Origin of the sequence: Chryseobacterium sp. RU33C, assembly GCF_900156015.1 — a bacterium.
Lineage (GTDB): Bacteria > Bacteroidota > Bacteroidia > Flavobacteriales > Weeksellaceae > Chryseobacterium > Chryseobacterium candidae.
Genome location: NZ_FTMT01000037.1, coordinates 1 through 25018 on the forward strand (window position 1 = coordinate 1; position 25018 = coordinate 25018).

30 protein-coding genes are annotated in these 25018 nt (G+C 36.6%); 7 read left to right on the plus strand and 23 right to left on the minus strand.

Annotated elements, in window-relative coordinates; all coding sequences use genetic code 11:
• The first annotated feature begins 252 nt into the window (after window positions 1-252).
• The gene (locus BW946_RS20425; RefSeq protein ID WP_076597933.1) at window positions 253-765 is read left to right on the plus strand and encodes a hypothetical protein; all 513 of its coding nucleotides are present in this window, start codon (window positions 253-255) and stop codon (window positions 763-765) included.
• A gap of 249 nt (window positions 766-1014) precedes the next feature.
• Here BW946_RS20425 and gcvP read toward each other — a convergent pair whose 3' ends face one another.
• The 22 genes from gcvP to tpx form a co-directional block, all read right to left on the minus strand.
• Window positions 1015-3873, minus strand: coding sequence for an aminomethyl-transferring glycine dehydrogenase (gene gcvP / locus BW946_RS20430; protein WP_076597934.1), 2859 nt, complete (start codon window positions 3871-3873; stop codon window positions 1015-1017).
• 642 nt (window positions 3874-4515) lie between these two features.
• Window positions 4516-5163, minus strand: coding sequence for a J domain-containing protein (locus BW946_RS20435; protein ID WP_076597935.1), 648 nt, complete (start codon window positions 5161-5163; stop codon window positions 4516-4518).
• A 441-nt stretch (window positions 5164-5604) separates the two neighbouring features.
• Window positions 5605-5862 (minus strand): hypothetical protein, encoded by a 258-nt coding sequence (locus BW946_RS20445; protein WP_076597937.1) that lies wholly within the window; start codon window positions 5860-5862, stop codon window positions 5605-5607.
• 91 nt (window positions 5863-5953) lie between these two features.
• On the minus strand, window positions 5954-6286 hold the full coding sequence (locus BW946_RS20450) for a hypothetical protein (protein ID WP_076597938.1): 333 nt from the start codon (window positions 6284-6286) through the stop codon (window positions 5954-5956).
• 11 nt (window positions 6287-6297) lie between these two features.
• On the minus strand, window positions 6298-6876 hold the full coding sequence (locus BW946_RS20455) for an RNA polymerase sigma factor (RefSeq protein WP_034697053.1): 579 nt from the start codon (window positions 6874-6876) through the stop codon (window positions 6298-6300).
• A gap of 322 nt (window positions 6877-7198) precedes the next feature.
• Window positions 7199-9202, minus strand: a complete 2004-nt coding sequence (locus tag BW946_RS20460) for a S9 family peptidase (protein ID WP_076597939.1) — start codon at window positions 9200-9202, stop codon at window positions 7199-7201.
• Between the two features lie 172 nt (window positions 9203-9374).
• Window positions 9375-9833 carry a DoxX family protein gene (locus tag BW946_RS20465; RefSeq protein ID WP_076597940.1) on the minus strand — a complete coding sequence of 153 codons (459 nt, stop codon included), beginning with the start codon at window positions 9831-9833 and terminating at the stop codon, window positions 9375-9377.
• Window positions 9834-9937: 104 nt separating this feature from the next.
• Window positions 9938-10396 carry an SRPBCC family protein gene (locus BW946_RS20470; protein WP_076597941.1) on the minus strand — a complete coding sequence of 153 codons (459 nt, stop codon included), beginning with the start codon at window positions 10394-10396 and terminating at the stop codon, window positions 9938-9940.
• Between the two features lie 95 nt (window positions 10397-10491).
• On the minus strand, window positions 10492-10920 hold the full coding sequence (locus BW946_RS20475) for an SRPBCC family protein (RefSeq protein ID WP_076597942.1): 429 nt from the start codon (window positions 10918-10920) through the stop codon (window positions 10492-10494).
• Window positions 10921-10997: 77 nt separating this feature from the next.
• On the minus strand, window positions 10998-11864 hold the full coding sequence (locus BW946_RS20480; RefSeq protein WP_076597943.1) for a VOC family protein: 867 nt from the start codon (window positions 11862-11864) through the stop codon (window positions 10998-11000).
• Window positions 11865-11995: 131 nt separating this feature from the next.
• Window positions 11996-12235: a helix-hairpin-helix domain-containing protein gene (locus BW946_RS20485; protein ID WP_228402671.1), complete on the minus strand. Its 240-nt coding sequence runs from the start codon at window positions 12233-12235 to the stop codon at window positions 11996-11998.
• Between the two features lie 36 nt (window positions 12236-12271).
• Window positions 12272-12685: an SRPBCC family protein gene (locus BW946_RS20490; RefSeq protein ID WP_076597945.1), complete on the minus strand. Its 414-nt coding sequence runs from the start codon at window positions 12683-12685 to the stop codon at window positions 12272-12274.
• A gap of 76 nt (window positions 12686-12761) precedes the next feature.
• The gene (locus BW946_RS20495) at window positions 12762-13193 is read right to left on the minus strand and encodes a VOC family protein (protein WP_076597946.1); all 432 of its coding nucleotides are present in this window, start codon (window positions 13191-13193) and stop codon (window positions 12762-12764) included.
• Window positions 13194-13282: 89 nt separating this feature from the next.
• Window positions 13283-14059 carry an alpha/beta fold hydrolase gene (locus BW946_RS20500; RefSeq protein WP_076597947.1) on the minus strand — a complete coding sequence of 259 codons (777 nt, stop codon included), beginning with the start codon at window positions 14057-14059 and terminating at the stop codon, window positions 13283-13285.
• A gap of 2 nt (window positions 14060-14061) precedes the next feature.
• Window positions 14062-14586, minus strand: a complete 525-nt coding sequence (locus tag BW946_RS20505; protein ID WP_076597948.1) for a hypothetical protein — start codon at window positions 14584-14586, stop codon at window positions 14062-14064.
• Window positions 14587-14765: 179 nt separating this feature from the next.
• Window positions 14766-15227 carry a hypothetical protein gene (locus BW946_RS20510; RefSeq protein ID WP_076597949.1) on the minus strand — a complete coding sequence of 154 codons (462 nt, stop codon included), beginning with the start codon at window positions 15225-15227 and terminating at the stop codon, window positions 14766-14768.
• Between the two features lie 25 nt (window positions 15228-15252).
• Complete coding sequence (locus BW946_RS20515; RefSeq protein ID WP_228402673.1) at window positions 15253-15558, minus strand: VOC family protein; 306 nt, start codon at window positions 15556-15558, stop codon at window positions 15253-15255.
• Window positions 15527-15661 (minus strand): VOC family protein, encoded by a 135-nt coding sequence (locus tag BW946_RS21835; RefSeq protein WP_262484579.1) that lies wholly within the window; start codon window positions 15659-15661, stop codon window positions 15527-15529. The genes BW946_RS20515 and BW946_RS21835 overlap by 32 nt, the downstream gene beginning before the upstream one ends.
• 77 nt (window positions 15662-15738) lie before the next feature.
• Window positions 15739-16329 (minus strand): Crp/Fnr family transcriptional regulator, encoded by a 591-nt coding sequence (locus BW946_RS20520; protein WP_076597950.1) that lies wholly within the window; start codon window positions 16327-16329, stop codon window positions 15739-15741.
• Between the two features lie 267 nt (window positions 16330-16596).
• The gene (locus BW946_RS20525; RefSeq protein WP_076597951.1) at window positions 16597-17808 is read right to left on the minus strand and encodes a DUF763 domain-containing protein; all 1212 of its coding nucleotides are present in this window, start codon (window positions 17806-17808) and stop codon (window positions 16597-16599) included.
• A 124-nt stretch (window positions 17809-17932) separates the two neighbouring features.
• Window positions 17933-18280: a VOC family protein gene (locus BW946_RS20530; RefSeq protein WP_076597952.1), complete on the minus strand. Its 348-nt coding sequence runs from the start codon at window positions 18278-18280 to the stop codon at window positions 17933-17935.
• 76 nt (window positions 18281-18356) lie between these two features.
• Window positions 18357-18857, minus strand: coding sequence for a thiol peroxidase (gene tpx / locus BW946_RS20535; protein ID WP_076597953.1), 501 nt, complete (start codon window positions 18855-18857; stop codon window positions 18357-18359).
• A gap of 158 nt (window positions 18858-19015) precedes the next feature.
• On the opposite strand from tpx, the gene BW946_RS20540 reads away from it, so the two are divergent.
• From BW946_RS20540 to BW946_RS20555, 4 genes are all read left to right on the plus strand, one after another.
• Window positions 19016-19468 carry a T9SS type A sorting domain-containing protein gene (locus BW946_RS20540; RefSeq protein ID WP_076597954.1) on the plus strand — a complete coding sequence of 151 codons (453 nt, stop codon included), beginning with the start codon at window positions 19016-19018 and terminating at the stop codon, window positions 19466-19468.
• A 13-nt stretch (window positions 19469-19481) separates the two neighbouring features.
• Window positions 19482-20588 carry a cadherin repeat domain-containing protein gene (locus tag BW946_RS20545; RefSeq protein WP_076597955.1) on the plus strand — a complete coding sequence of 369 codons (1107 nt, stop codon included), beginning with the start codon at window positions 19482-19484 and terminating at the stop codon, window positions 20586-20588.
• Between the two features lie 107 nt (window positions 20589-20695).
• Window positions 20696-22915 carry an NADP-dependent isocitrate dehydrogenase gene (locus tag BW946_RS20550; protein WP_076597956.1) on the plus strand — a complete coding sequence of 740 codons (2220 nt, stop codon included), beginning with the start codon at window positions 20696-20698 and terminating at the stop codon, window positions 22913-22915.
• Between the two features lie 6 nt (window positions 22916-22921).
• Window positions 22922-24220: a hypothetical protein gene (locus BW946_RS20555; RefSeq protein WP_076597957.1), complete on the plus strand. Its 1299-nt coding sequence runs from the start codon at window positions 22922-22924 to the stop codon at window positions 24218-24220.
• Window positions 24221-24258: 38 nt separating this feature from the next.
• Here BW946_RS20555 and BW946_RS20560 read toward each other — a convergent pair whose 3' ends face one another.
• Window positions 24259-24729, minus strand: coding sequence for a winged helix-turn-helix transcriptional regulator (locus BW946_RS20560; RefSeq protein ID WP_228402675.1), 471 nt, complete (start codon window positions 24727-24729; stop codon window positions 24259-24261).
• Between the two features lie 54 nt (window positions 24730-24783).
• Here BW946_RS20560 and BW946_RS21570 point away from each other — a divergent pair, with 54 nt between their 5' ends.
• Both BW946_RS21570 and BW946_RS21920 read left to right on the plus strand, forming a co-directional pair.
• Window positions 24784-24933: a hypothetical protein gene (locus BW946_RS21570; RefSeq protein WP_170872118.1), complete on the plus strand. Its 150-nt coding sequence runs from the start codon at window positions 24784-24786 to the stop codon at window positions 24931-24933.
• Window positions 24934-24940: 7 nt separating this feature from the next.
• Window positions 24941-25018 (plus strand): transposase (locus BW946_RS21920; protein WP_410493475.1); only part of this gene is annotated, 78 nt, incomplete at its 3' end.

The window sequence follows — 25018 nt, forward strand, 5'->3', positions numbered from 1 at the left end:
ATAAAAAGTTATTTCCGTAAAATTTTTTGAGCTATGAGGGCTCAAAATTTTCCAGAATAACTTTTTAACTTACACAGTTAGTGAAACACTACCAATATAAACTATTTGAATAAAGACTCCATCATTTGTAATACTCAATCCCGATCATCCAGACTGTTTCCCCAATATTTCAATAGAATTGTTTACTTTTATCACAGAACGCGAACATTTCACAATAAATATTCTACATTTAAATTTCATCCTTTTTATTATATGATCCAAACCAATAGCCAAAACTATCTCCTGCTAATCATCTTACTGATTCCCAATTTTCTTTTAGCTAATGCAGGTTCTCCCATGATTTGGTTTAGCTTTTTACATCTGATCTGGATCAACTTCATCATCGGAACCTTTGAAAGTAAACTCCTTGTAGAAAAATTCAATCTCCAAAACAGAAAGTGGCTGATCATTGCAGCCAACTATGTTTCTATGTTTGTAGGTTACTATTTCATTGCACCTCATGTTTCTTTGGTAAACGGATATCCAGACTTTTGGGGTATGAAATCAAGGGTAGGCGAATATGAACTGGGAGGATTTTTTATTGGTTTCTTGTACAGTTTTGGAGCAACTCTGGTTATTGAATTTCCATTTTACTGGCTTTCATTGAAAACAAAACAGAAGGGCTGGAAATTCTTATTACCATTCTTCTTAGTCAATCTTTTTACAAATATTATCATGCTTGCTATTTATTTTGCAATTGTTGCTTTTGCTGCAAAATGGAATTAATTAGTAAAGTTGAGATTGCTTCGCTACGCTCGCAATGACAATGGTCGTACAAGGCTCATAATTTGTCGGAAAAACACATCGTTTAAGCTTTGCTGAGTGGAACGCCTTTGCGGACATTGAAGCAGTTAGTTGTCAAAAAATTCTCGCGACAATTGCGTTAAATAGATTGCTTCGCTATGCTCGCAATGACTATAAAAACAAAAATCCCTCTCATTGCTGAGAGGGATTTATTATGCTTAAAAACTGAGATTACATATAAGCTTCAATCGGCTCACACGTACATACTAAGTTTCTGTCTCCGTAAGCTTCATCTACTCTTGATACAGAAGCAAAGAATTTGTGGTCTCTCACCCACTCCAGTGGATAAGCAGCCTTTTCTCTGCTGTATGGCTTATCCCAAGAATCAGAGATCACCAATTGTTCTGTGTGAGGAGCATTTTTCAGTACGTTGTTGGCAGCATCTGCTTCACCGTTTGCAATTTCATCGATTTCTTTTTTGATAGAGATCAACGCTTCAGCAAAACGATCAATTTCAGCCTTGCTTTCAGATTCTGTAGGCTCAATCATTAGTGTACCTGCAACCGGGAAAGAAACGGTAGGAGCATGGAAACCATAATCCATTAATCTCTTCGCCACATCAGCCACTTCAATTCCTAAAGACTTGAACTGACGGAAATCTACGATACATTCGTGAGCTACTCTTCCGTTTTCGTTAGAATATAAGATTGGGAAATGCTCTGCTAAAATTTCTTTCAGGTAGTTAGCATTCATGATGGCATGTCCTGTAGCCTTTTTAAGACCTTCTGTTCCTAACATCTTGATGTAAGCGTAAGAAATATTAAGGATTAATCCTGAACCGTAAGGTGCAGCAGAAATACCTTCAATAGCTTCTTTGGAACCGATTCTGATGTTCGCGTTAGAAGGAAGGAAAGGTACTAAGTGTTTAGCAACACAGATTGGACCTACTCCAGGACCTCCGCCTCCGTGAGGAATTGCGAAAGTTTTGTGAAGGTTAAGGTGACAAACGTCTGCTCCGATGTTTCCAGGACTTGTAAATCCTACCTGAGCGTTCATGTTCGCACCATCCATATATACTTGTCCTCCGTGCTCGTGGATAAGGTTGGTAATTTCCTTAATGTTAGCATCGAAGAATCCATAAGTAGAAGGGTAAGTGATCATTACAGCTGATAAGTTGGCTGAATGAAGTTCTGTTTTAGCTTTAAGATCTTCGAAGTCGATTTCCCCGTTTTCAAGGTTTTTCACCACTACGATTTTCATTCCTGCCATTGCAGCAGAAGCCGGGTTGGTTCCGTGTGCAGACTGAGGGATCAATACTACATTTCTGTGGTGGTCTCCTCTTGAAATATGGTATTCTCTGATCACCATTAATCCTGCATATTCTCCCTGCGCTCCGGAGTTTGGCTGAAGTGAAGTTCCTGCAAAACCTGTAATTTCTGCTAAGTCTTTCTCCAGTTCACGGATCATTTCCTGATATCCTTCAGCCTGGTTTACAGGTACAAATGGATGAACTGCACCCCAGTTTTCCCATGAAAGCGGTAACATCTGAGTGGCTGCGTTTAGTTTCATGGTACAAGATCCTAAAGAAATCATTGAATGAGTCAATGATAAGTCTTTTCTCTCAAGACGCTTGATGTAACGCATCAATTCTGTTTCCGTGTGGTATTTGTTGAATACTGCTTCTGTAAGAATTTCGTCTTTTCTTAAATTCTCTTCCGGAATGCTGTATCCTTCTTTAATTTCTAATTTGAAAGTCTGCTTGTCTTTAAACTGAGCGAAAGAAGCCATCAGATAGTTTAATTTCTCTAATGTTGTGCTTTCGTTGATCGCAATGCTTACTACTCCTTCTGTAAAGTAGTTTAAGTTTAGTCTGTGATCAAGCATCAGTCTTACCAATCTTGCTTTCTCTTCTTCAGGCATTGTGATTTTCACAGTATCGAAGATTGGCTCTTCTACTACCTGATATCCTAATGCTTTAAGACCGTTTTTCAAAGCGTTTGCTTTAAAGTGGATCTGATCAGCAATATAATTTAATCCTTTAGGCCCATGGTAAACAGCATACATACCAGCCATTACCGCCAAAAGAACCTGAGCTGTACAAATGTTTGAAGTAGCTTTCTCTCTTTTGATGTGCTGCTCTCTTGTCTGCAATGCCATTCTTAATGCACGTCTTCCGTACATATCCTGAGAAACCCCAATGATTCTTCCGGGAATATCTCTTTTATAATCTTCTCTACAAGCGAAGAAAGCGGCGTGAGGACCTCCGTATCCTAATGGAATACCGAACCTCTGAGTAGTTCCTACTGCGCAGTCTGCCCCCATTTCTGCAGGAGATTTCAGCTTAACCAAAGCCATCGGGTCACAGGCAACAGCTACCTGAAGATCAAGTTTTTTATATTCTACGATATCCTCGGTATAATCTAAAACGATTCCGTTTTTACCTGGATATTGTAATAAAACTCCATAATAAGAACCATCAAACTGGTGCGTTTTATGATTTCCAACTACGATTTCTATTTCCAGTCCTTCAGCTTTTGTTTTTAATACAGAAACTGTTTGAGGAAGTACCAGATCAGAAATGAAGAACTTATTCGCTCCTGCTTTTTTCTGGTCCTTAGATCTATTGTTGAAGAACATGTGCATTGCTTCAGCAGCAGCAGTAGATTCATCCAATAAAGATGCATTAGCTAATGCAAAACCGGTAAGGTCACATACTACAGTCTGGAAATTAAGAAGAGCTTCAAGTCTTCCCTGTGCAATTTCTGCCTGATATGGAGTATACGCCGTATACCAGCTAGGATTTTCGAAAATATTTCTCTGGATTGCTGAAGGCAAAAGTGTATTGTGGTATCCGAATCCGATATAACTTGTATAATCTGTATTTTTAGATGCCAATTCTTTTGAGTGGTTCAACATTTCGTATTCAGAAAGTGGTTCCGAGATCTCAAGATCTTTCTCTAAACGGATAGAAGAAGGGATGGTTTGAGAAATTAACTCTTCAATACTAGAAACGCCAAGTTTCTCCAACATCGCCTGTTTATCGGCTTCATTAAGGGAAATGTGACGGCTCACAAACTGTTCTGTATTCATTTTTATTTATTAGATTTTGTTTGTAAAAAGATGGGTAAAATTACAATTTTCTGAACGATTGTACAAGAGTATATCAGGGATGATAATTCACAAAAATATTTGTGATTCTTTATCACACTTTGTTTTTCATAAGCTTCAGAGGAGTTCACATTAGTTTCAATAACAATATTCATTATTCTATACATAATATATAATAAAAACATCAATTTCAACATAATTAAACACCTTTACATTTATTAAAACACCTAAAAATTTTTCAACAACTCTACTGTATGAATTAAATCTAAGCTTAAAAAAAGATATAATACAGAATTTTATTCAAAACACAAACTTCAACTTTATTCATGATGAATTAAGAAGTTATCATGTTTGAAATCTCAGTTCTCCAATTCCGGACAGAACAGTTTCATACTGCTATACATCAGGTTTTAAGAATTTTATGAAATTTTATTAATTATATTTATTCTAAATTAATATATTTGCAGCATGAATATGATTGTCCCATTTAAAGTTCCGCCATTGGCACCTTACTCATTCAATAACGAAGAGATGTTCTGTGAAAAAAAATCGTGTTGTAAAAAATTCAAGAAAGGGAAAAGATGTAAAAAATGCCCTGGAAGAAAGAAAATGGCATAAAGTCAATTAGCTGAAGTTTTTAATCAGCAGATAGATAGCAATCGCCAGGGTGATAATTCCCCAGATCAGCATCATTATCTTAGGCTGACCCGACTTGTTAATTCTTGTTACGGGCTGCGGCTTAAACATTTCTTCCACCGAATTTTTGAACTTTTCAGAATCGTTTTCAAAAACTTCTGTGATGGTAATTCCCTGAACAACCGTTTTGTGCAAAAGAGAATTGGTTGCATGAAGCAAAAGCTGGAATTTTCCGTCCTTAAATTCCGTGATCTTAAAGATCCTCTCTCCATACGGTTTTTCCAGTCCGAAAGGCAATACCTTCACCACATCAGCATTACTCGTCTGCCAGTTGATGATAATCTCCTCTCCTTTTTTCGCATGAATTTTATTCGCTGTAAAAGTTTTGACAGCTGGCGGAATATTATATCTGAAACTTCGCTGATGATTTTCTAAATTCTGATCATAAGTACGTCTGAGCGCGCGGTCACTTAAGGTCTCATATGCCTCCTGAATCTCACGGAAACGGTCTGCAAAAAAATCGTCATTGTCATTTTTATCAGGATGATATTTTAAAGACAGTTTTCGATAGGCTTTTTTGACGTCTTCTTCCGAAGCATCCTGTGATATACCGAGAAAATAGTAGTAATCTTTCATTGAGCAATACAAAAATAAGGATTTATTTTTCTTCGTGTTTGATCTTTACCGTAAAATTTTGTTAGAAGAACAGATCTAAAAGTCATTGCGAATCAAAGATGAAGCAATTGTATAAGTTTCTTGTAGGAATACGCGAAAGCGCTAAAGATTTCTCTCTACTATATGTTTTAAGGCGCAATGATTTTATATCCGATAAAATTCATTCTGCTAAAAATAATAAGAATTGGATGATTTCTACAGCTGTCTTTCTCATTGCGAGCAAAGTGGAGAATCTTACTTTATGCTGACAATAATTCTCCTACAGACCAAGCTCCATGCTGCAGATCTATAATGTGCAACCACCTGTATTATCTTCACATTTCTTTTAAATAAAAATTCCGGCTCGGGAAGCGAAGCTTCCCGAGCCGGAATGTAACAATTTCAATTTAGCTTTTACTTTTCTTATGCTTCGCAGATATTATCCTTTCTGCAGCATCTTGAATGGAATTCTTTTTTGAATTTCCCTTTCAGTTCCTGATAATCTTCTTCATTCATTTCTCTGATCTTATCTGCCAGTCCGAAAGGTGATTTTTCTTTAATTCCGTACTCATCAAAAATACCTTTGATAAATCTTTTTCTTTGTATTGCTTTTTTAGCGATTAAGGCTACACCTACAACGGCTAATGCTCCAAGAGCTCCTTTTAATGCTGAATTTTTCATTTTTTCAAAATTTTAAATTTTACTACTTCTTGTTTTTTATAAAGACGAATGAATTTTAATTTTACTTTACTACTTCTTTAAAAATTTCAAATTATTCGTTATTTCTGTTGAAGAATCCACCGGAGCATCTATTTCTCCAGACTTCTTTAAACTTCTCTCTTTCTTCAGGAGATAAACCTTCCATTTTCTCTCTCATCTTTCTTTCTTTAAAGTCTCTCATTCCTTTACCGAAATGAAACCCTCCGAAAAGAATTTTGCTTAAGATCAGTATTCCCATGGCCTGCCAGAAAGTAATTGTTCTGGCTCCTAAAATCTCCGGAAGAAGACAGTTCCAAAGCATCATTACAATCCATGTAACAGCTGCTAAAATTAATGGAGGGCATAGCAATAAAAAAATCCAACCCTTTTTGTGTTTATGATTCATAATTTCTTTTTCTAACTTTTTAAATCTTCGTATAACTTTCTCAATCTGTTTCTTAAGTGCTTCACTGCATAGTTTTTTCTACTGATGATGGTTTTGATGTTTTCTCCCTGTTCATCAGCGATCTCCTGGAGGGTCTTGTCGTTCAGTTCATTTTCTACATAGACCAGCCTTTGTTTTTCAGGAAGTTCATCAAGCGCTTCAAACAGTTTTTTCCAGATCTCATCCTGAAACATCTTCACTTCAGGACCGGCACTTTCATCCATCAATAGAATATCCTTGATAGAAAAACTACCGTCTTCATCTTCATATACAAAATCTTCAAGATTTTCTGTTTTCTTTTTTCGGTAACGGTCTGTGATCTTATTCGCCGTCACCCTGTACAGCCAGCCTCCAACGTTTACAATCTCAGAAAGATTCGTAAGGCTACTGAACTGATACCACACCTCCTGCAGAATATCTTCCGCATCCTCCGTGTTTTTCACTTTCGGACGAATATAAGACATCAGCTTCCCTCCGTAGTTGGAAACGGTTTGTGAGATGATGCTTTCTTTCTCCTTCTGTGGCATTGTTATTTTTTCGACAACCTCCATATTGCTATGACGGTTAGCCTTTTGGTTTTACTTTAATAAATTTAAAATATTTTTCTTACAATTCAGTTTTTCTTTTATTCATCGGTATTTTATCATCTCAATTATTCCTGATTACTCATTACTTATGTTTAAGAATGGTAAAGACCTTTTTATCCATTCTCAATTTCTAACATCATTTGAGATTCCTGCGGAATGACACAATTGTAATGATAGTTTATCCATACAGCTTGTCATTCTGTAGGAATCTAAACACTCACCTATTCATAAAAACAAAAAAACGGAAGACCTGAGCCTTCCGTTCAATATTATTAAAATTAATAATTTACTTATTAAAATTTTCAGCAAAGAATCCCAGCATCGATTTGTAGAGTTCTATTCTGTTCGGTTCTTTTCCAAATCCGTGTCCTTCATCGTATTTTACCAGATAAGGAACTTCAAATCCTTTGGCGCGCATTGCTTTTACAATCTGATCAGATTCATTGATGTTTACCCTTGGGTCATTGGCTCCCTGTACTACAAATAAAGGTTTCTTAATCTTATCAATCTGGAACACCGGAGAAACTTCTTTAGCAATCTTAGCTTCTTCGGGGTTATCAAGATCATACCAGATCTGTTTTACCATTTCTTTATAAGGCTTCCAGTATTCCGGGAAAGAATCAAAGAAAGTAAAGATATTGGATACGCCTACATAATCCACCCCGCATGCATATAAATCCGGAGTTTTGATCAATCCCATCAATGTTGCATATCCACCGTGGCTTCCTCCGTAAATGGCAACTTTATCTTTATCTACCCATCCTTGCTCAATGGCATATTTTACCCCGTCTTCCACATCATCCATTGCTTTTCTTCCAATCTGCTTGTAACCTGCTTTCTGGAATGATTTTCCATATCCTCCGGAGATTCTGAAATTAACCTGCAGCGTGGCATATCCTCTGCTTGCAAACAATTGTGTTTCAGGATTGAATCCCCACCTGTCTCTGATTCCCTGAGGACCGCCGTGAGGATTTACAATCAGAGGAACTTTTTTACCCTCCAGTGCAGCTTTAGGCAGGGTAATATATCCATGGATTGTTAACCCGTCTCTGCTTTTAAATTCGATAGGTCTCATTTCGGCCATATCTTCTTCCTTCAGCTGTGGCATCAGGTTATAAAGAAGTTTGATCTGTTTGGTTTTGGTGTCGTACTCATAATAGGTTCCGTAGAGCTTATCACTTCCTACAACAACCAGAAGTTTATCATTATTATCATCAGAGGAAGCAATTCCAAATTCCTTGTCTCCAAACTGAGATTTTAATTTGTCATGTATTTCCTTATAAAATTTACTTACCGGTACGGTTTCTCCCTTAGTGCCTTCATAGCTGATGTAGTCAAGCTCATAGTTTCTGTTCTTACCTGCTGTGCTTATTGAACTTACATCATATACCGGATTAGAATAAATTTCTTTAATTACTGCATTTTTTTTCAGATCATACAGCACAATTCTTGCTTTATCACTATCCAGATTGGTTACTACATAAGCTTCATCTTTATTTTTAGAATTTTCATTAAACTCGATAATACTGAAGGTATCAGACCAGTCTGCAGATTTAATCAGATTGAATTTTCCGGTCTGCAGATCTTTATAATAAGTTTTTGTAGTTAATCCGTTTTCAAGGACGCTGTATCCTCTCAGGTTTCCATCTTTATCAAAAAGGTAATCGTCAATAGGGCTGTTTACATCTTTATTTTCATACAGCTGGGTCATTTCCCCGGTAACGAAATTGATTTTAAAAGGTTCAAAGATCTGTTTGTTGTTTTTATTCATTGTAACCACAACAAAATCTGTGTCTTTTACAGGAATAATGGACTGCACTTTTACACCGTCAAAAGGTGTTAAATCTTTTTGGTTGCTTCCATCTGTATCTGTAGCATAAAGGTGGATATTTTCATTCCCTCCTCTATCCTGAGTATAGAAAAGACGTTTTTTATTCAGCCAGCCATAGTTTCTTATCAGGTCATCTTTTTCTACAATGGCTTTGGTAATTTTTCCTGTGCTCAAATCTTTTACATAGACGTGATTTTTTTTCTCCTGATCTTTTTCTTTATAGGAAAGATATTTTCCATCAGGAGAGATTTTAAAGGCTGAGGCTTTTGGTCTTGCAAAGTAGTCTTCAACTTTATATTTAAAGTCTCCTTTATCATAGGAGATAAGCTTTTCAAGATGAGTCTTGGAAGATGGCAAAGTAGGATCTCCCGGCAGTTTGGCAGTAGAACTCTGTGCGTTGGTCATAATAGTGGATAGTACGATGAGGGCTGTACCGAAAATGTTGTGATTTAGATTCATAACTTCTGTTTTAAAGGTTAAGTTATATAGGCATTTTATTTTTAGAATAATAAAAGCAAATGCATTTCCTTAATAAGACAACTTATACCTATAAAATGTTACATTTTTTATCTCATTTAGTTAAAAAAAATCTCAATTATATAAAAAGACAGCGCTTTACAGACTGTCTTTTTTAGTGTAAATAAATTCCAAAATACCATGTCCAGACAATTAAAATAATCTGCATGGGAATCCTTTGACTGTAAAGGTATTTCATTCCCGGACCGGTATAATCGGCTTTAAAAATATTAATGTTCTTTCTGGAAGAATTAATATTGGCTATGAAAACCAATACATAAAAAATAATGAGTAAAACAGCTGTTATTTCACGAATTGTCGGAATCATCAAGCCAATTCCTGCTGCAATTTCCAGAACGCCTGTACAATATACCCAAAACATTCTGGCAGGGATAAAATCCGGGATCATCATCGCCATCCCTTTCTGAAATTTAAAATGGGAAAAGCCTGTAAATATAACAAAGACAGCCATTCCCAAGTTCCCTGAAAATATAAAATCCGGTTTTCCCTGAAACAAAAAAGTGCCCAGCAAAGCCAGAATAAACGTTGCGAAAAGTATTACGAGTAGTTTCATTCTTTATAGGTTATTGATAATAGTTTTTAGGTGGCAGAGATTAGGAATCAGTACTCAAATCAAGGCAACAACTTTAAGCCTTGAACTCTTAATTTTGAGTTTCATCACACTGAGCCAGGGCTTACTCCTTCTGCAAGACTTTTTACAACCATCAGTCCTTTTGTGAAACCTGTATTCATATGATCCTGCCATTGTTTTTTAACCTGAACTTCGGCATGAAGTTTTGTTTTTCCGTCAAAATCTATCAGAAAATATTTTTCAAAACTTCCGTTCCATTCCATGACTTCTTTGCTCCGGGTGTCTTCATTGCCTTCTTTATCTACCATTCCCAAGTGTTTGAACACGATCTGATTAGGTTCGTCCATGCTGTCTATGGTAGAGACCATCCCTTCTCCCTCTGCATTAAGAAAATAGGTTTTCCCTCCTATTTTCCAGTCGGATTTCATGACACATCCTGCTCCGAAATACTTGGTCCATTCACTATATGTTTCAGGATTCCATAGGATGTCCCACACTTTCTGCACAGGAGCATCAATTACTGTTTCATATGATAAGGTTTCCATTTGTTTCAATTTTTTAGCGTGGTCATTGCGAGCCAGGCGAAGTAATCTCAAAGCCCGAATGATTTTTTCTTTAATTCCAATTCCAGCTGATTTATTTACAGCTGATTTTCTGAAAGATGTTTTACGAGAGACATTGCCTTTGGAAATTTCTCTTCAAAAAATTCTTTAAATTCTGCCGGAGTCTGAACCTCTGTTTTCAGTAAAGTTCCTTCTTCGTTCTCCTCAAGAATGTAAGCTTCTGTAGCTTCACCCCAATCCTGAGGGACTTCAATACCTTCATAAATTTCTCCAAGGTGCAAAAATTTTATTTCCTCGTTGGGAATCACTTTCTCTACCCTGCTGTACATCCCGTTGTTTTTGGGATCAAGAAATTTAACAATATTATTTTCTTCAAGCGTTCCTTCATAAAAAGAGCCGTCTGTAAATGCGGTTGTCCATTGTCTGTAGGTAATATCGCCCCAAAGGACAGTCCATACTTTTTCAGGTTCGGCATTGATTTCTATTTCGTATGATAATTTTTCCATATCTTTTTAATTATTAGGTGTTTTTAGAGTGTGTAAATCTTTTCTCTAAAATACATCAAACAATACGCCGAAAATATTTAAGAATTATAAGCATCTTCCAGATCACGGATGATAATTTTCTGCATTTTCATCATAGCCTGAACAACTTTATAGGCTTTTTCCTGGTTGGAATCATTCATCAGCTGAATAAGTCTTTTAGGAACTATCTGCCAGCTCAATCCGTATTTATCTTTCAGCCAGCCACACATACTTTCTCTTCCTCCATCGGCTGTAAAGGCATTCCAGTATCTGTCGGTTTGTTCCTGGTCATCAGTCATCACTACTAAAGATATTCCTTCATTAAAATCAAAGGGGTGATCATAGGAATTGTCCATGCAGAAAAAGCTGTAATTGTCAATCACAAAATGGGCGTGCTGTACATTTTCTGCCGGTTCCGGGATGTCATGTCCTTCACTTCCTGCTCCATAGGTCAATATATTTCCTATGTTTGAGTTGGGAAAAGTCTTGGTATAAAGCTCCATTGCCTCTTTTGCTTTTCCATTGTTTGCATGGATAAACATCAAAGTAGGAATTATTTTCTGGTCGCTTGCTTTTTCTCCCAGAAACAGCTGCCATGTTACGCCGTATTTATCCTGAACCCATCCATATTTCTGGCTCCATGAGTAAGATCCCAGTTCCATCAAAGCCATTCCGTCATCCAGTAAATGATCCCAGTATCTTTGGACTTCGTCTTCTGTTTCACAGATCACCATAAAAGAGATAGAAGCATTTTTTTTGAACTGCGGGCCTCCGTTCAGAAGCATAATCCTTTGTCCAAACAAATCAATATTCATTACGACAGGAGTATCTGCTGTGATTTCGCCTCCGAACACTTTACAATAAAATTCTGCAGACTGTTTGGCGTCTCCATCATACCACAGACATGGGAAAATATCGTTATTCATAATGTTAAATTTTAATAGAGTGATGTAATTTACTTTTCTATACAACAAAACAGATCTTATGCCCTTGCATTTAAACGGTACACTTTCGTTTCAACGCAATGACACTGTAAAATTTTCCGGTTGTATATGTATTATGCTTCTCTAAAGCAGACCTGATTTTCTTTCATATAATTCTTCAGTTTCATCATTGCATTTTTACCGAAACCATGCAGCTGCATGATTTCTTTTTCGGAATAATCTGAAAGTTTTTCCAAAGAATTTATTTTTTCTTTTTCTAAGGCTCTTCTTGCCGGTATTGCAATAACTCCGTGAAGGAATTCCGCATCAGAGTCATAATTAAAAGCATAAATAGAGTTTAAACTCTTTGACATGATAACTAAATTGATCATGGCTACAAAAAAATATAGTTAATGATTCTCAACATACTTATGGAAGTTGTTCAGAATAGCATACCAGCCATCCCGCTGCATTTCCACAGAATTTTGTTTTTCCGGATCGAAAATCTCAATCACTTTCGTTGTACTTTCGTCTATCTTATCGAATACTACTTCTACTTTCCGCCCATCCTCCATATGATATTTAATGATCTCATACGGAATAATCTCATCATATACCCCTTCAAAATCAAATCCGAAACTTTTGTCTTTCGCTTCCATTCTGTTTTTGAATTTGCCTCCTTCTACAAGGTTATTTTCAGAACCAGGACAGTGCCAGCTTTCGTGGGCGAAATTCCATTTCATAATGTGTTTAGGTTCATTGAAATAATTCCAGACCTTTTCCACCGGCGCTAAGATTGTGATGTCTATTTTAATTGGATCCATAGTTCTATTTTTTTAGTTTAAATAAAGAGCTGCCCAAAAATGAGCATCTCTTTATTATAATTAGTTAAATATAAGATTATTTTGCATATTCTTCATTATAGTTCACCATCCAATGAACACCATACTTATCCTGAAAACATCCGAAATAGTCTCCCCAAAACTGATCTTCAATTGGCATTTCCACGTTTCCGCCATCAGAAAGTTCTTTAAAGATCCTGTCTGCTTCGCTTCTCGAATCGGGGAAAATGGATACATAATTATTATTTCCTACCGTAAGAGTCTGCCCAAATCCGGGTACGATATCGGATGCCATTAAAAGATCACCTCCCACAGGCAAAGCAATGTGCATTACCCTGTTTTTTTCTTCTTCTGACAGGTTTTCTGTACCGGGAGCATTTCCCATCTTATGAATTCCACCAACGAATTCACCACCGAAAACAGTCTTGTAAAAATTGAACGCTTCTTCAGCTGTTCCATCGAAATTTAGATATGGATTTAATTTAGCCATGATTTTAAATTTTAAAGTTATTATTATAAAATATTGTTTCTACTGTTAATCCATTAAGGATTAATTAATTTATTATGAATATAAAACGCTTAATGGTTTAAAAATTTCTCTACTTCTCTGACTGTAAAGTCTATTAAGCCGGCATCAATACTTCCATCAAAATCAGGCATCATATAAGTGCCATGAGTAGCGGGAAGTATCATCAAACGGGAGTTTTTCACCAACCGCCACATTTCGGCAGTATGTTCCGGCTTCATCACATCCTGATCTCCACTGATGAATAATACAGGAGATTTAATGGAAATCAATACCTCATCATTCCAGTCTTCAAACATCTGCATCCTTTTGCAGTCTTTCTCAAAAAGGTTTTCCAGTTTTGAAAAATCAGGATTGAGGCTTAAAAAATTAATTTTAAAAGGTTCCGGCATTGATTCGAAAGTGGCTTCCTGCATTCCTTCAAAAAAGCCGTCTATCATACCGCTTCTTTTATAAAAAGCTGACGCAACAACCAGTTTTTCAGCAATCTCAGGATGACGATGGACAATCTGCATTACGGTACTTCCTCCGTTGCTGAATCCCCAGAATGAAGCTTTCCCGATATTCAGTTCTGTTAAAAGTCCGGCAACATCATCTGCATCCTGTTCAAATGTTTCCGGAATATCACGATGCTCACTGCGGCCGTGATTTTGGAGATCAATTCCTATAAGCTGGAATTTTCCTTCCAGTCTCGCTATCACTTCTTTAAAATCGAAAAGGAAAGAAGAACCGCCTCCATGAATCAGAACCAAAGGCTTTCCTGATCCGTAGATCTCGTAATACAAATGGATTCCGTTGACTTTTTTATAGCCTTTTTCTACTGGATTCATTATTAGTATTTAAGATTTTCGTCTACATCATATTTCATTCCCGGATAATCTAAGATTCTTCTCATCAAGCCTATCTGTCCGCACAAATAGTCTTCACGGCCGATACACATTCCGACAAAATTGAGTTTTGTTTCTTTGATGAAAGGGATATTCATTCCTATTTCAAATATTTCATCCAGCTCTTCATCGGTTACTTCATGAAGTTTTTGAAAGACTTTGGCTGAAATTGTATGAAAGTTTTCTTTCAGTTCAGCCAGAGTGGGATATTTAAAACTTTCATCCAGTGCTTTTCCCTGGAAAAACAAATCGCTGTAAGGGTCTTCTTCCCGAAGTCCAAGCACCCAGCCCAAACCATAGCGCATGTTGATAAAGTTTCCGGCCATCCATACAATATGATTGGTTTTATTTTCAATTCTTTTCAAGGCGTCTTCTTCCGAAATGCCATCCAAAACATTCATAAAGCTTTGGGAATGCATTCTGTAAGCCGGAATAATGACTTCCATTTTTTTTGATTCTGGTGTATTCATTGTAATTAGAGATTAGAGTTTTGAGAAACGCTCAGACGCTAAAAATCTTACAAACTATGCGTTTTTAAGTTGCAAGAATTTTATCTGCGATAAAATTGTACTCATCTAAAAAGATAATACTAATATTTCAGCGATGTACTTGTCATTCCGAGCAATACAAGGAATCTAAAAATAGCATGCTATTTTATAGCACCCGGTTTTCCTAAAATTCTACGGAGATAACCTAACTGCCCGCTGTGGTAAATTTCATGAAGACTGAGGGTTGATATATCTTTAATCATTTCAGATTTGAAACTTTGAAGAGTATTGAGTTTGGCTTCCAGTGTGTCCTGGGATTGTTTTAAATAGGATTTTAAATCTTCAAAACTGATCAATTTGTCTTTGTGATCTAAAGCAATTTCTCCTCTGTTGTAAAAGGAAAACTTTTCGCTGTCCCAGACAGATTCTTCCCCCAAAATGTTCAGTAAAGGATTTCTGATATAAATTAAATGCCCAAGAATCCAGTTCATACAATTGGCTTCACCATTGGGAAAAATCATAGATTCTTCATGGGTGATACCATCGATATTCATCGTAATCACAAAATAGGTACTGGCTACCTGATTTTTTATGATTTCTATATCGTTTGATTGTGTTTCCATATAAGAAGTGTTTGTGTGATGAGGCTTATTCTGCCGGCATTTGAGACATATCGGCAAAAGTAATATTCCAGCCATGTCCGTCCGGATCCCAGAAAGAGTTCTGGTACATCCATCCGTAATCCTCCGGTTCTTCATGCTGCCATGCTCCGTTTTCTACTGCAGTGTTTACTACTTTATCCACTTCTTCACGACTGTTTAAACCTACTGCAACAATTACCTGACTGGTATTTTCTTTAGCAATGGGTTTACTGGTGAAGGTCATAAAATAATCTTCCTGCAAAAACATGATATAGATGGTATCATTTAAAAACAACACAGGCTGCTCTATCATCGGAGAATTTTTCATTGATGGTAAAACCTATCTTCGTCCAGAATTCTCTGGTTTTCTGAACATCTTTTACCGGAAGGTTCACATAAATCTGACTGACTTTCATTTTTTATAATTTTAGTGTTAAACTGTTATCCAAAATTACCAAGATGCAATGAAAATCAACTTGTCATAGGGCAAGATTTAATTTTTCTTAGGATGTGAAACGATTTCTTTACGGATGCGGCTCAGGGATGTATCTGTAACTCCCAGATAGGAAGCAATCTGTTTTAAAGGTGCAAATTGTATGACTTTAGATTTCTGCTCAAGCAGATTCAGATATCTTCTGGTTGCTGAAAGCGTGAACATTTCCACAGATCTCTGTTTGTAGGCAAAAAGTTCCTGAGACATCCATGATCTTCCCCATTCTCTGAGATTAGGGATTTTATGGAACAGCTCCTGGAAGGTATCATAATTCAGTCTCCAGCATTCGCAGTCTGTAATACAAACAATATTTTCCTGAGAGGGAACTCTTTGAAACATCGACAAAACCTCAATAATGACTTCATTTTCTATGAAAAAGTGTGTGGTTACTTCATTTCCATTGAAATCATAAACGTAAGAACGCGCCAATCCGCTTTCAAGAATATAATATTCATTAGCTGTTTTTCCTTCTTCAAGAATAAAATCGCCTTTTTGGAATGATCTCTTTTCATGTGCCTGAAATATTTCTGCAAGCTCTTCAGGGAAAAAGAAGGGAAAATCATAGCAGATTTCTAAAGCTTTGCTGGTCATTGGTGTCAATTTTTTAAGTCTTTAAAAGTAAAATTTTTAATTGAATTAAAGGTAAAAAACATTAAACGAAGTCATTTAAGTATTCATAGAAGGTTATCTATGATACTGAAATAATAGATACTTGAAATCGGATAAAATTTAAACAGTTATTTGAACATATTGACCACCCCGTCAAAATTTTTTTGAATTTTTGCCACCCCTCCAGAGGATTGGGAATAACTATTTCCCGATAATAGTAATCGCCAACTTTTAAAAGAAACAGGAAACTTAGAAGAGTGAAAGCTGTATAGATTTTGGAGAATTGGGTTTCCGGGCATCACCGAATACAGTTTTGCCACCGAAACGCCAGGAGTTTTGTCTTTCTTCTTCAATCACCTGCCGGATATCAAAACCCGGGGTAAAATCTTTTTCTGCTTCAGTGACAATCTGGTGAAGTTTGTTTAAAGAATTCAGCTTATCAGAATTTCCCAGTTTAGACTTTTCAATCCCTTTTCTAAGGATGCTGATACTTTCATCATACGTATTAATCGGCACGGGGAAAGGATGTCCGTCTTTACCTCCATGGGCAAATGAAAACCTCGCCGGATCAGCAAATCTTGACGGCGCACCGTGAATCACTTCACTTACCAAAGCCAATGACTGCATGGTTCTTGGCCCTACCCCTTCCAGCATCAGCAAATCTTCAAAATTCTGAGGCTGCTGTTCTCTGGTAACATACAGAAGTGCTCCCAGCCTTTTCAAATCAACATCAGAGGCCTGAACATCATGATGGGCAGGAAGAATCAGTCTGGCGAAATCCTTCATCACTTCTGCGGAATCAGTATGAGAAATATCCAGAATTCCTTTTCTGTTTTCCGAAGCTTCAGTATCGGTAAGGTTAAGAATTTTCCCTCTGGAAATTCCGTTGATTCCTGTGTGCGGCTGTTCTACAAATGAGGTAATGTTTTCGGAATGCCAGTGGTAACGTCTTGCGGTTCCGTCGGATTCATGCATTCCCTGCTGAATAACACTCCAGTTCCCATTGTCTGAAAGAATAAAATTGTGCAAATACAGCTGATAGCCATCCTGAATAGCTGTATTATCTACTTTTGCCGAAAGCTTGCTGGCTCTTACCAGATCTGTTCCGTTCAGGCCTGTTTTATCTGCAATTTTAATTAACTCTGATGGAGTCTCACGGGAAAACTTCCCTTTTCCGCCACAGATATAAAGTCCCAAAGATTGCGAATTAGGATTAACAGAGCGTTTTAAAGCGCCCATAACGGAAGTGGTAATTCCTGAAGAATGCCAGTCCATTCCCATCACCGCTCCAAAACTCTGAAACCAGAAGGGATCTGCCAGACGGCGCAAAACCTCATCTTTACCATAATCCATCAGAATGACTTCAATAATGGAAAGTCCCAGAACAGACATACGTTCATATAGCCATGGCGGTACTTTACCATAGTGAAGGGGTAAATCTGCTGTTCCTGAACGTTTCATTATACAAAAATAGCTTTAATATTCCGTTTTTTTTATGATTGGGGTCAAATTAATCTGGCCATTAAAAAGAAATAGTCTTTCTGCAGAATGATGTTTTTCAGATCTTGGGTAATTGTATTTCTATTTACTGGTGAGACAGTATATTGATCAGCTTCTCAAAAGGATCTTTCACAAAAAATCTGCGGACTCCCCAGTCTTCATTAGTGAGTTCATAAGTGATTTCAAAACCCATATTTTTCATCTTATCATAGACTTCATCTACGTTATCCACTTCAATGGAAAGGTCCGGAACTTCCGTATCGTTTCCTCCCTGTGTGGCAAAACTTACCTGAATTTGGGCTTCTTCATCATTACCAAGCGTTTTGATCCAGCCATGATCCATCAAAACATCCAGCTCCAGAATATCCTGATAAAACTGACGGGCTCTGGAAAGATCATCGGTTTTAATATTGGCTACGATTCTTTTTACCATTTTACATTCGTTTTTATTCAAAAAAAAGCCTTGCAAAAATTACATTCACAAGGCTTTTTACAAAAAATTATTTCTACTATTTCAATGCAGCAAGAGCAGCATCATAATTAGGTTCATCAGCAATTTCCGGAACCTGCTCAGTATAAACTATTTTATTGTTTTCGTCTGTAACAATCACGGCACGGCTCAACAGACCTTTCAAAGGTGAATCTGTGATAGTCACTTCATAATCATCTCCAAAACTGCCTCTGAAATCTGAAAGCGTTTCTACATTATTCAATCCTTCAGCGGCACAGAATCTTCCCAATGCGAATGGAAGGTCTTTAGAAACATTGATGATAACCGTATTATCAAGCTTTGAAGCTTCTTCATTGAATTTTCTGGAAGAAGCAGCACAGGTAGGCGTATCAATACTTGGGAAAATATTGAATACTTTTTTCTTTCCGGCAAAAGTTTCCAGCGTTTTTACTGCTAATCCCGAGTCTACCAGTGCAAAATCTTTTACTGTGCTTCCTACGGATGGCAATGTTCCTATTGTGTGTACTTCGTTTCCTTTTAAAGTGATTGTCGTTGACATAATATTTATTTTTTTAGTTCTCCAAATTTAATCAAAAAAGAAAATTTTCACAGTCTTATTATGGTTAAATTAATCTTAAAGTGAAAATAAAAAAACTTAAATTTCCCACTTTTTTTTGCAAAAAAATCTATATTTACCCTCCTTAAAAATGATGAAAAATGAGAAAAAAAATTGCTCTTCTGCTATTTGGAGTTCCTTTTTTGGGTTTTTCCCAGTCTGTGATTGGAAATATCAATTCCGGTGCAGTTTCAGAAGATAGCTTTACGCATTCGGTAGGAGAAATTTATGTTATCCCAACCGATCCTGATCAGGCAAATTCAGGCACTATGGGAATGCTTTATCAATCTGTTTTACAAGTTTTAGGAGTTTCTGAACTTGAAAAAGACAATGTAAAAATCTATCCCAATCCTACCGCTGATTTTATTTACGTGAAATTAAATTCAAAATCAAAAATTGAAAGCGCAGAAATTTATGACCTTTCCGGAAAGCTTTTCTTTACAACAAAATTAGAATCAGAACGATTGGATCTAAGACAGCTTCAACAAGGTGTTTATATGATCGTTTTCAAAAATTCTGATATTAAACCCATTAAAATTATTAAAAAACCTTAAAAACTATCTGAACATGAAAAAATTATATTCTACTATAGGGTTATTCCTTGCTACGTTATTAAGTGCACAGGTTCCACAAGCTTTCAGCTACCAGACAATTGCTTTTAACGCAGCCGGAGCTCCGATTGCCAATGGGAATGTTTCTTTGAAGGTAAGCATTTTAGAAAACTCAGCTACAGGAACGGTTTTATATTCCGAAACTCATACTAAAACTACGAACGATAAAGGTCTGGTTAACCTGAATATCGGGCAGGGAACAGCCAACACCGGAAACTTCGGAGCGATCAACTGGGGAACAAACACCAAATTTGTAAAAGTGGAAATGGATCCCAATGGCGGTTCTAATTATACCAACGTTGGGGTAAATCAATTGATGGGTGTTCCTTATGCTCAGGTTGCCAAAACAGTGGTAACAGGTGCCGGACAGGGAATTACGCTGGTTTCTCCGAATGGAACAAACTATACCTTGAGTGTTGATAATTCCGGTAACTTGAATCTACCTGTAAGCCAATCTTCAAACAGTACATTTCCTGCTGACCTATACATGTACGGTTCTCATAATTCCTTCAATCCTTCTGCGGCAGACTTTATGAGAAACAAGGGAAATTCTAAAATAGGATACAAATATCTTCCAGCCAATACCCAAATAAAATTCATTGCATCTCCTTCTTCTTCCGCACAGGTATATGGAGCAGACAACTCTGGATTTCTTGTAGCTAACGGAACAAATTTTACGGCACCCTCCAACGGGTTCTACAGTATTGGAATGACAAATTACAGCAGCTATACAACCGTAGTAATAAAAAATTTGGTTCCTGAAATTATTCTGAATAATTCTAGTTCTCAGGTATCAGTTTCTCCTTTATCTTATAATCCTTCCACTCAGAAATTTTCTGTTATCTTTAATGGGGTAACTTCTTCTAACTTTTATGGATTTAAGATCAAAATTAACGATGCCCTATATGGTGAATATTTCGGTGATAATTTAAATGACGGAAGTTTAGATATCGACGGCGCTTCAATTACAATCCCCAATCTTACTGCAACGCCAAAAAATGTTAAAATGGAATTTGGTATTAACTTTAACGGTAGCGGAGCATATACAATTACACAAATATAAAATTAAAGAGGTCTCAGACCTCTTTTTTTATGGAAATATCTTAAATAAAACAATGATATTTACTAAATTTGCTGGACTTAAAATTTCAAATAAAAAATAACAGTATAATGTCAGAAAAATCAAAAATCTATTACACGCTTACTGATGAAGCTCCAATGCTGGCTACTCATTCGTTTTTACCTATTGTAAAAGCTTTTACAAAATCAGCAGATATCGAAATTGCGGTTCCGGATATTTCTTTGGCAGGAAGAATTTTAGCCAACTTCCCTGAGTTTTTAAAAGATGACCAGAAAATCAGTGATGCTTTGGCTCAATTAGGAGAACTGGCGACTCAACCTGACGCTAATATCATTAAGTTACCTAACATTTCTGCTTCTGTACCTCAATTGGATGCAGCGATTGCTGAACTACAAGGTAAAGGTTTCGCAGTTCCAGACTATCCTGCAGAGCCTAAAAATGACGAAGAAAAGGCCATCAAAGCTAAATATGCGAAAGTATTGGGAAGTGCTGTAAACCCTGTATTAAGAGAAGGAAACTCTGACAGACGTGCGCCAAAAGCTGTTAAAAACTATGCCAAAGCAAATCCTCACAGAATGGGCGACTGGGCATCTGACAGCAAAACTGATGTAGCTCACATGAACAACGGTGATTTCTATGGTACAGAAAACTCTACTACATTAGAAAATGCTACAAAATACAGAATCGTATTCAAAGGAAATGATGGTTCTGAGTCTGTATTAAAAGATTTCGCAGGTCTTCAGGCTGGTGAAGTCATTGATTCTTCTGTAATGAACTTAAATGCGTTAAAAGCATTCGTTCAGGAAGCAATCGAGGAAGCGAAGAAAAGAAATGTACTTCTTTCTGCTCACCTTAAAGCAACGATGATGAAAATCTCTGACCCAATCATTTTCGGGGCTATTGTTGAGACTTTCTTCAAAGAAGTATTTACAAAATATGCTGAGACTTTCAAGTCTTTAGACATCAATCCAAATAACGGTCTTGCAGATCTTTTCGATAAAATAAAAGGAAATGCTCAGGAAGCTGACATTAAAGCTGCTATTGAAAAAGCCCTTGCTGAAGGACCGAGAGTGGCAATGGTAAATTCAGACAAAGGAATTACCAACTTCCACGTACCTTCTGATATCATCGTTGACGCATCTATGGCTGCTCTTGTAAGAGGCGGAGGTAAAATGTGGAACAAAGACGGAAACGAAGAAGATACTGTTTGCATTATTCCGGACCGTTCTTATGCAGGTTTCTATCAGTCTGTAATAGACGATATGAAAGCGCACGGAAAACTGGACCCTACTACAATGGGATCTGTTCCAAACGTAGGTTTAATGGCTCAAAAAGCTGAAGAATACGGTTCTCACGATAAAACGTTCCAAGTAGCTGCTGACGGAACTGTAGAAGTTCAGGACGAAGCTGGAAACGTTCTTCTTTCTCAGAAGGTAGAAAAAGATGATATTTTCAGAATGTGCCAGACTAAAGATGCACCTATTCAGGACTGGGTAAAATTAGCGGTAAACAGATCCAGATTATCTGATACTCCGGCTATCTTCTGGCTAGACAAAGGAAGAGCTCACGACAGAGAAATCATCAAAAAAGTAGAGAAATATCTTGCTGATCACGATACAACAGGTCTTGACATCAGAATCCTTGATGTAAAAGATGCAATGACTGAAACGCTGAAAAGAGCAAGAGAAGGTAAAGATACAATCTCTGTTTCAGGAAACGTATTGAGAGATTATTTAACAGACCTTTTCCCGATCCTTGAGCTGGGTACTTCTGCAAAAATGCTTTCTATTGTTCCATTAATGAACGGTGGCGGTTTATTTGAGACAGGTGCCGGAGGTTCTGCTCCAAAACACGTAGAACAATTCCTGGAAGAAGGATACTTAAGATGGGATTCTCTAGGTGAATTCCTTGCTCTTCAGGCTTCTTTAGAACATTTGGCACAAACTCAGGGGAATACAAAATCTCAGGTTTTAGCTGATACACTGGATGAAGCAAATGCCAAATTCTTAGCTACCGACAAATCTCCTGCAAGAAAAGTAGGACAGATTGACAACAGAGGCTCTCACTTCTATTTGGCAATGTACTGGGCTGAAGCGTTAGCAAACCAGACTGGTGATGCGGAACTGGCTGCTCAGTTTGCTCCGGTGGCTGCTGCTATGAAGGAAAACGAAGAAGTAATCAATGCAGAATTAATTGGTGCTCAGGGTAAACCTCAGAATATTGAAGGATACTACAAAACTGATACATATAAAACGTATGCAGCAATGAGACCTAGCACTGTTTTAAATGAAATTATTGACGGAATTTAAAATTTTATGAAAAAAGCTCTAATTGTATTATTTGCTTATTTTTCAATATTTTCATGTAGCAATTCAAATGATGATATTACGGAGGTGGTAACACCTCCTGTTGTAGAAAATAAGATCAATCTAACTTCAAATTATAATGATACCACTGAAACAGTAAGTTTAAAATGGACGCTCACCGGTGATAATAATTATATATACTATAAAATTGTAAGAAGTGACTCTCAAAATGGAATGCAGTCAGAAATTGGCAATAGCAATCCAAATCAGTTTATGTTCACTTCAACGGTGCCATTCGGCCCGTATTTAGAATATCAGATCATCGGTATTAAGGCTAATGGTGAAGAGATTCAAAGTAACATTATAAAAATTGAAAGACCTGAGATTAAAATGCTTAATCTTAAGACTTTTGATGCTCAATTTGATAAAAATTCCGGAAAATTATATCTTTTAGATACAAATGGAAAAATTACTCTTTATGATGTCAATACAGGCTCAGTCACCCATCAGGTCAGTACTAATGCTACTTTAGGATATTCTGATCTTGGAATTTATAATGGTAATGTAGAATTATATGTTCCAAGAAATGATGGTTGGGTTGATATTTATGACGGTAACGACTTGACATTAAAAGATCAGATAAGCTTCGGAATGCCTCTTATAAGTACTATTTATCACAATGGTAAGCTTTATGGCTCTCCGAATTCCAACAGTTCTAGTAGTTCTAACGTTATTAAATCAATTGACAGAACGACTAAGGCTCTAGTTTCTCAATCATCTAACTATTATTATACTGGAAGGATGAAAAAAGCTTTAGTGGGGAATTCTTTACAATTATATGCCATAACACAGAATATTTCACCTGTAGATATGAACCTTTATACTTTTGATCTTAACGGTAATTATATCAGCCATCAAAGTGATTCTTATCATGGAGACCACCCTCTTAATTATAGAATATTTGAAGCATTTCCTGATGGAAGAATCATTACTGCAAGTTCCGGCTCAGTATATAATTCGCAAATGATTTACCAGAATGATCTACCTTCCGGAAACTCTAAACTTTCAAGTTTTGATTTTGATAGCAACAGTATTATTGCAGGAAGTGGAAATAAAACTATTGAGTTTTACAACATCAATTCTTACACAAAAACCAAGACAATCAATACAAAGAAATACCCTTATAAAGTATTTAACTACAATAACAAGGTTGTTTGCATAAGTTCAGTTACTCAGCTTAATCTTCAATATTATGATTATTCAGATGTAATTCCTGAAAGTATATTGATCGAAATTTTTGACAAATAATTGTAAACCTCTCCTTAGTGAGAGGTTTTTTATTTGTATTATTTTAAATCCTCCACAATCACTCTCCTATGCTCTCTCCCCCAGTTGATCATTTCCATAATGATGTTTCCAAAAGTAGGGCTGTATTCTGTGGGTTCATATTCTATTAAAACAGGAGTTTCCGGATAAACGGTGCGTTTTACCAGTTTGTTAAGTTCCATATCTTTCAGTTCTTTGGAAAGCATTCTTGTGGTAATTCCGGGAATACTTCGTTCAATTTCCCTGAAGCGCCTGTTACCATTACGTAGTGAGTTGATCACAGGAATCCACCATTTCCCTCCGATGAAATAAAGAGTGTCTTGTAATGCTCTAAGTTCTTCTGTCTGATCTCTTTCTATAGTTGCAAAGTTGATGATTTTTGCAAAGAATTTATTCCAGTTTGGGAAAAAGCCATGATTTCTACGAAAAAAAGGAACAGGAAATTTACGATGTCTGTTTTGGAAGTGATGACCATCCAGATCCTTTTCCATCTTTCCGGGTATAGAGAGTTCAAGTCCTTTTATTTGGGGTATGTGCAAAAATTCATGAAAGAGTATTTCCCTAAAACAGTAAGCTACAACAGAATGGTAGAGCTGAAAAAACAAAGCTTTATGCCCCTGAGTATTTTCCTGAAAAGTGAGAATCTATCCGATTGTACCGGGATCAGTTTTGTAGATAAATCCACTGCAATATAAAAGCTTCATTAAAAAGCTTTATGGGAAAGTTTTTGGGGATAAAGGATATATCTCAAAAGAGCTTTTTCAAAATCTTTTTTCTCAG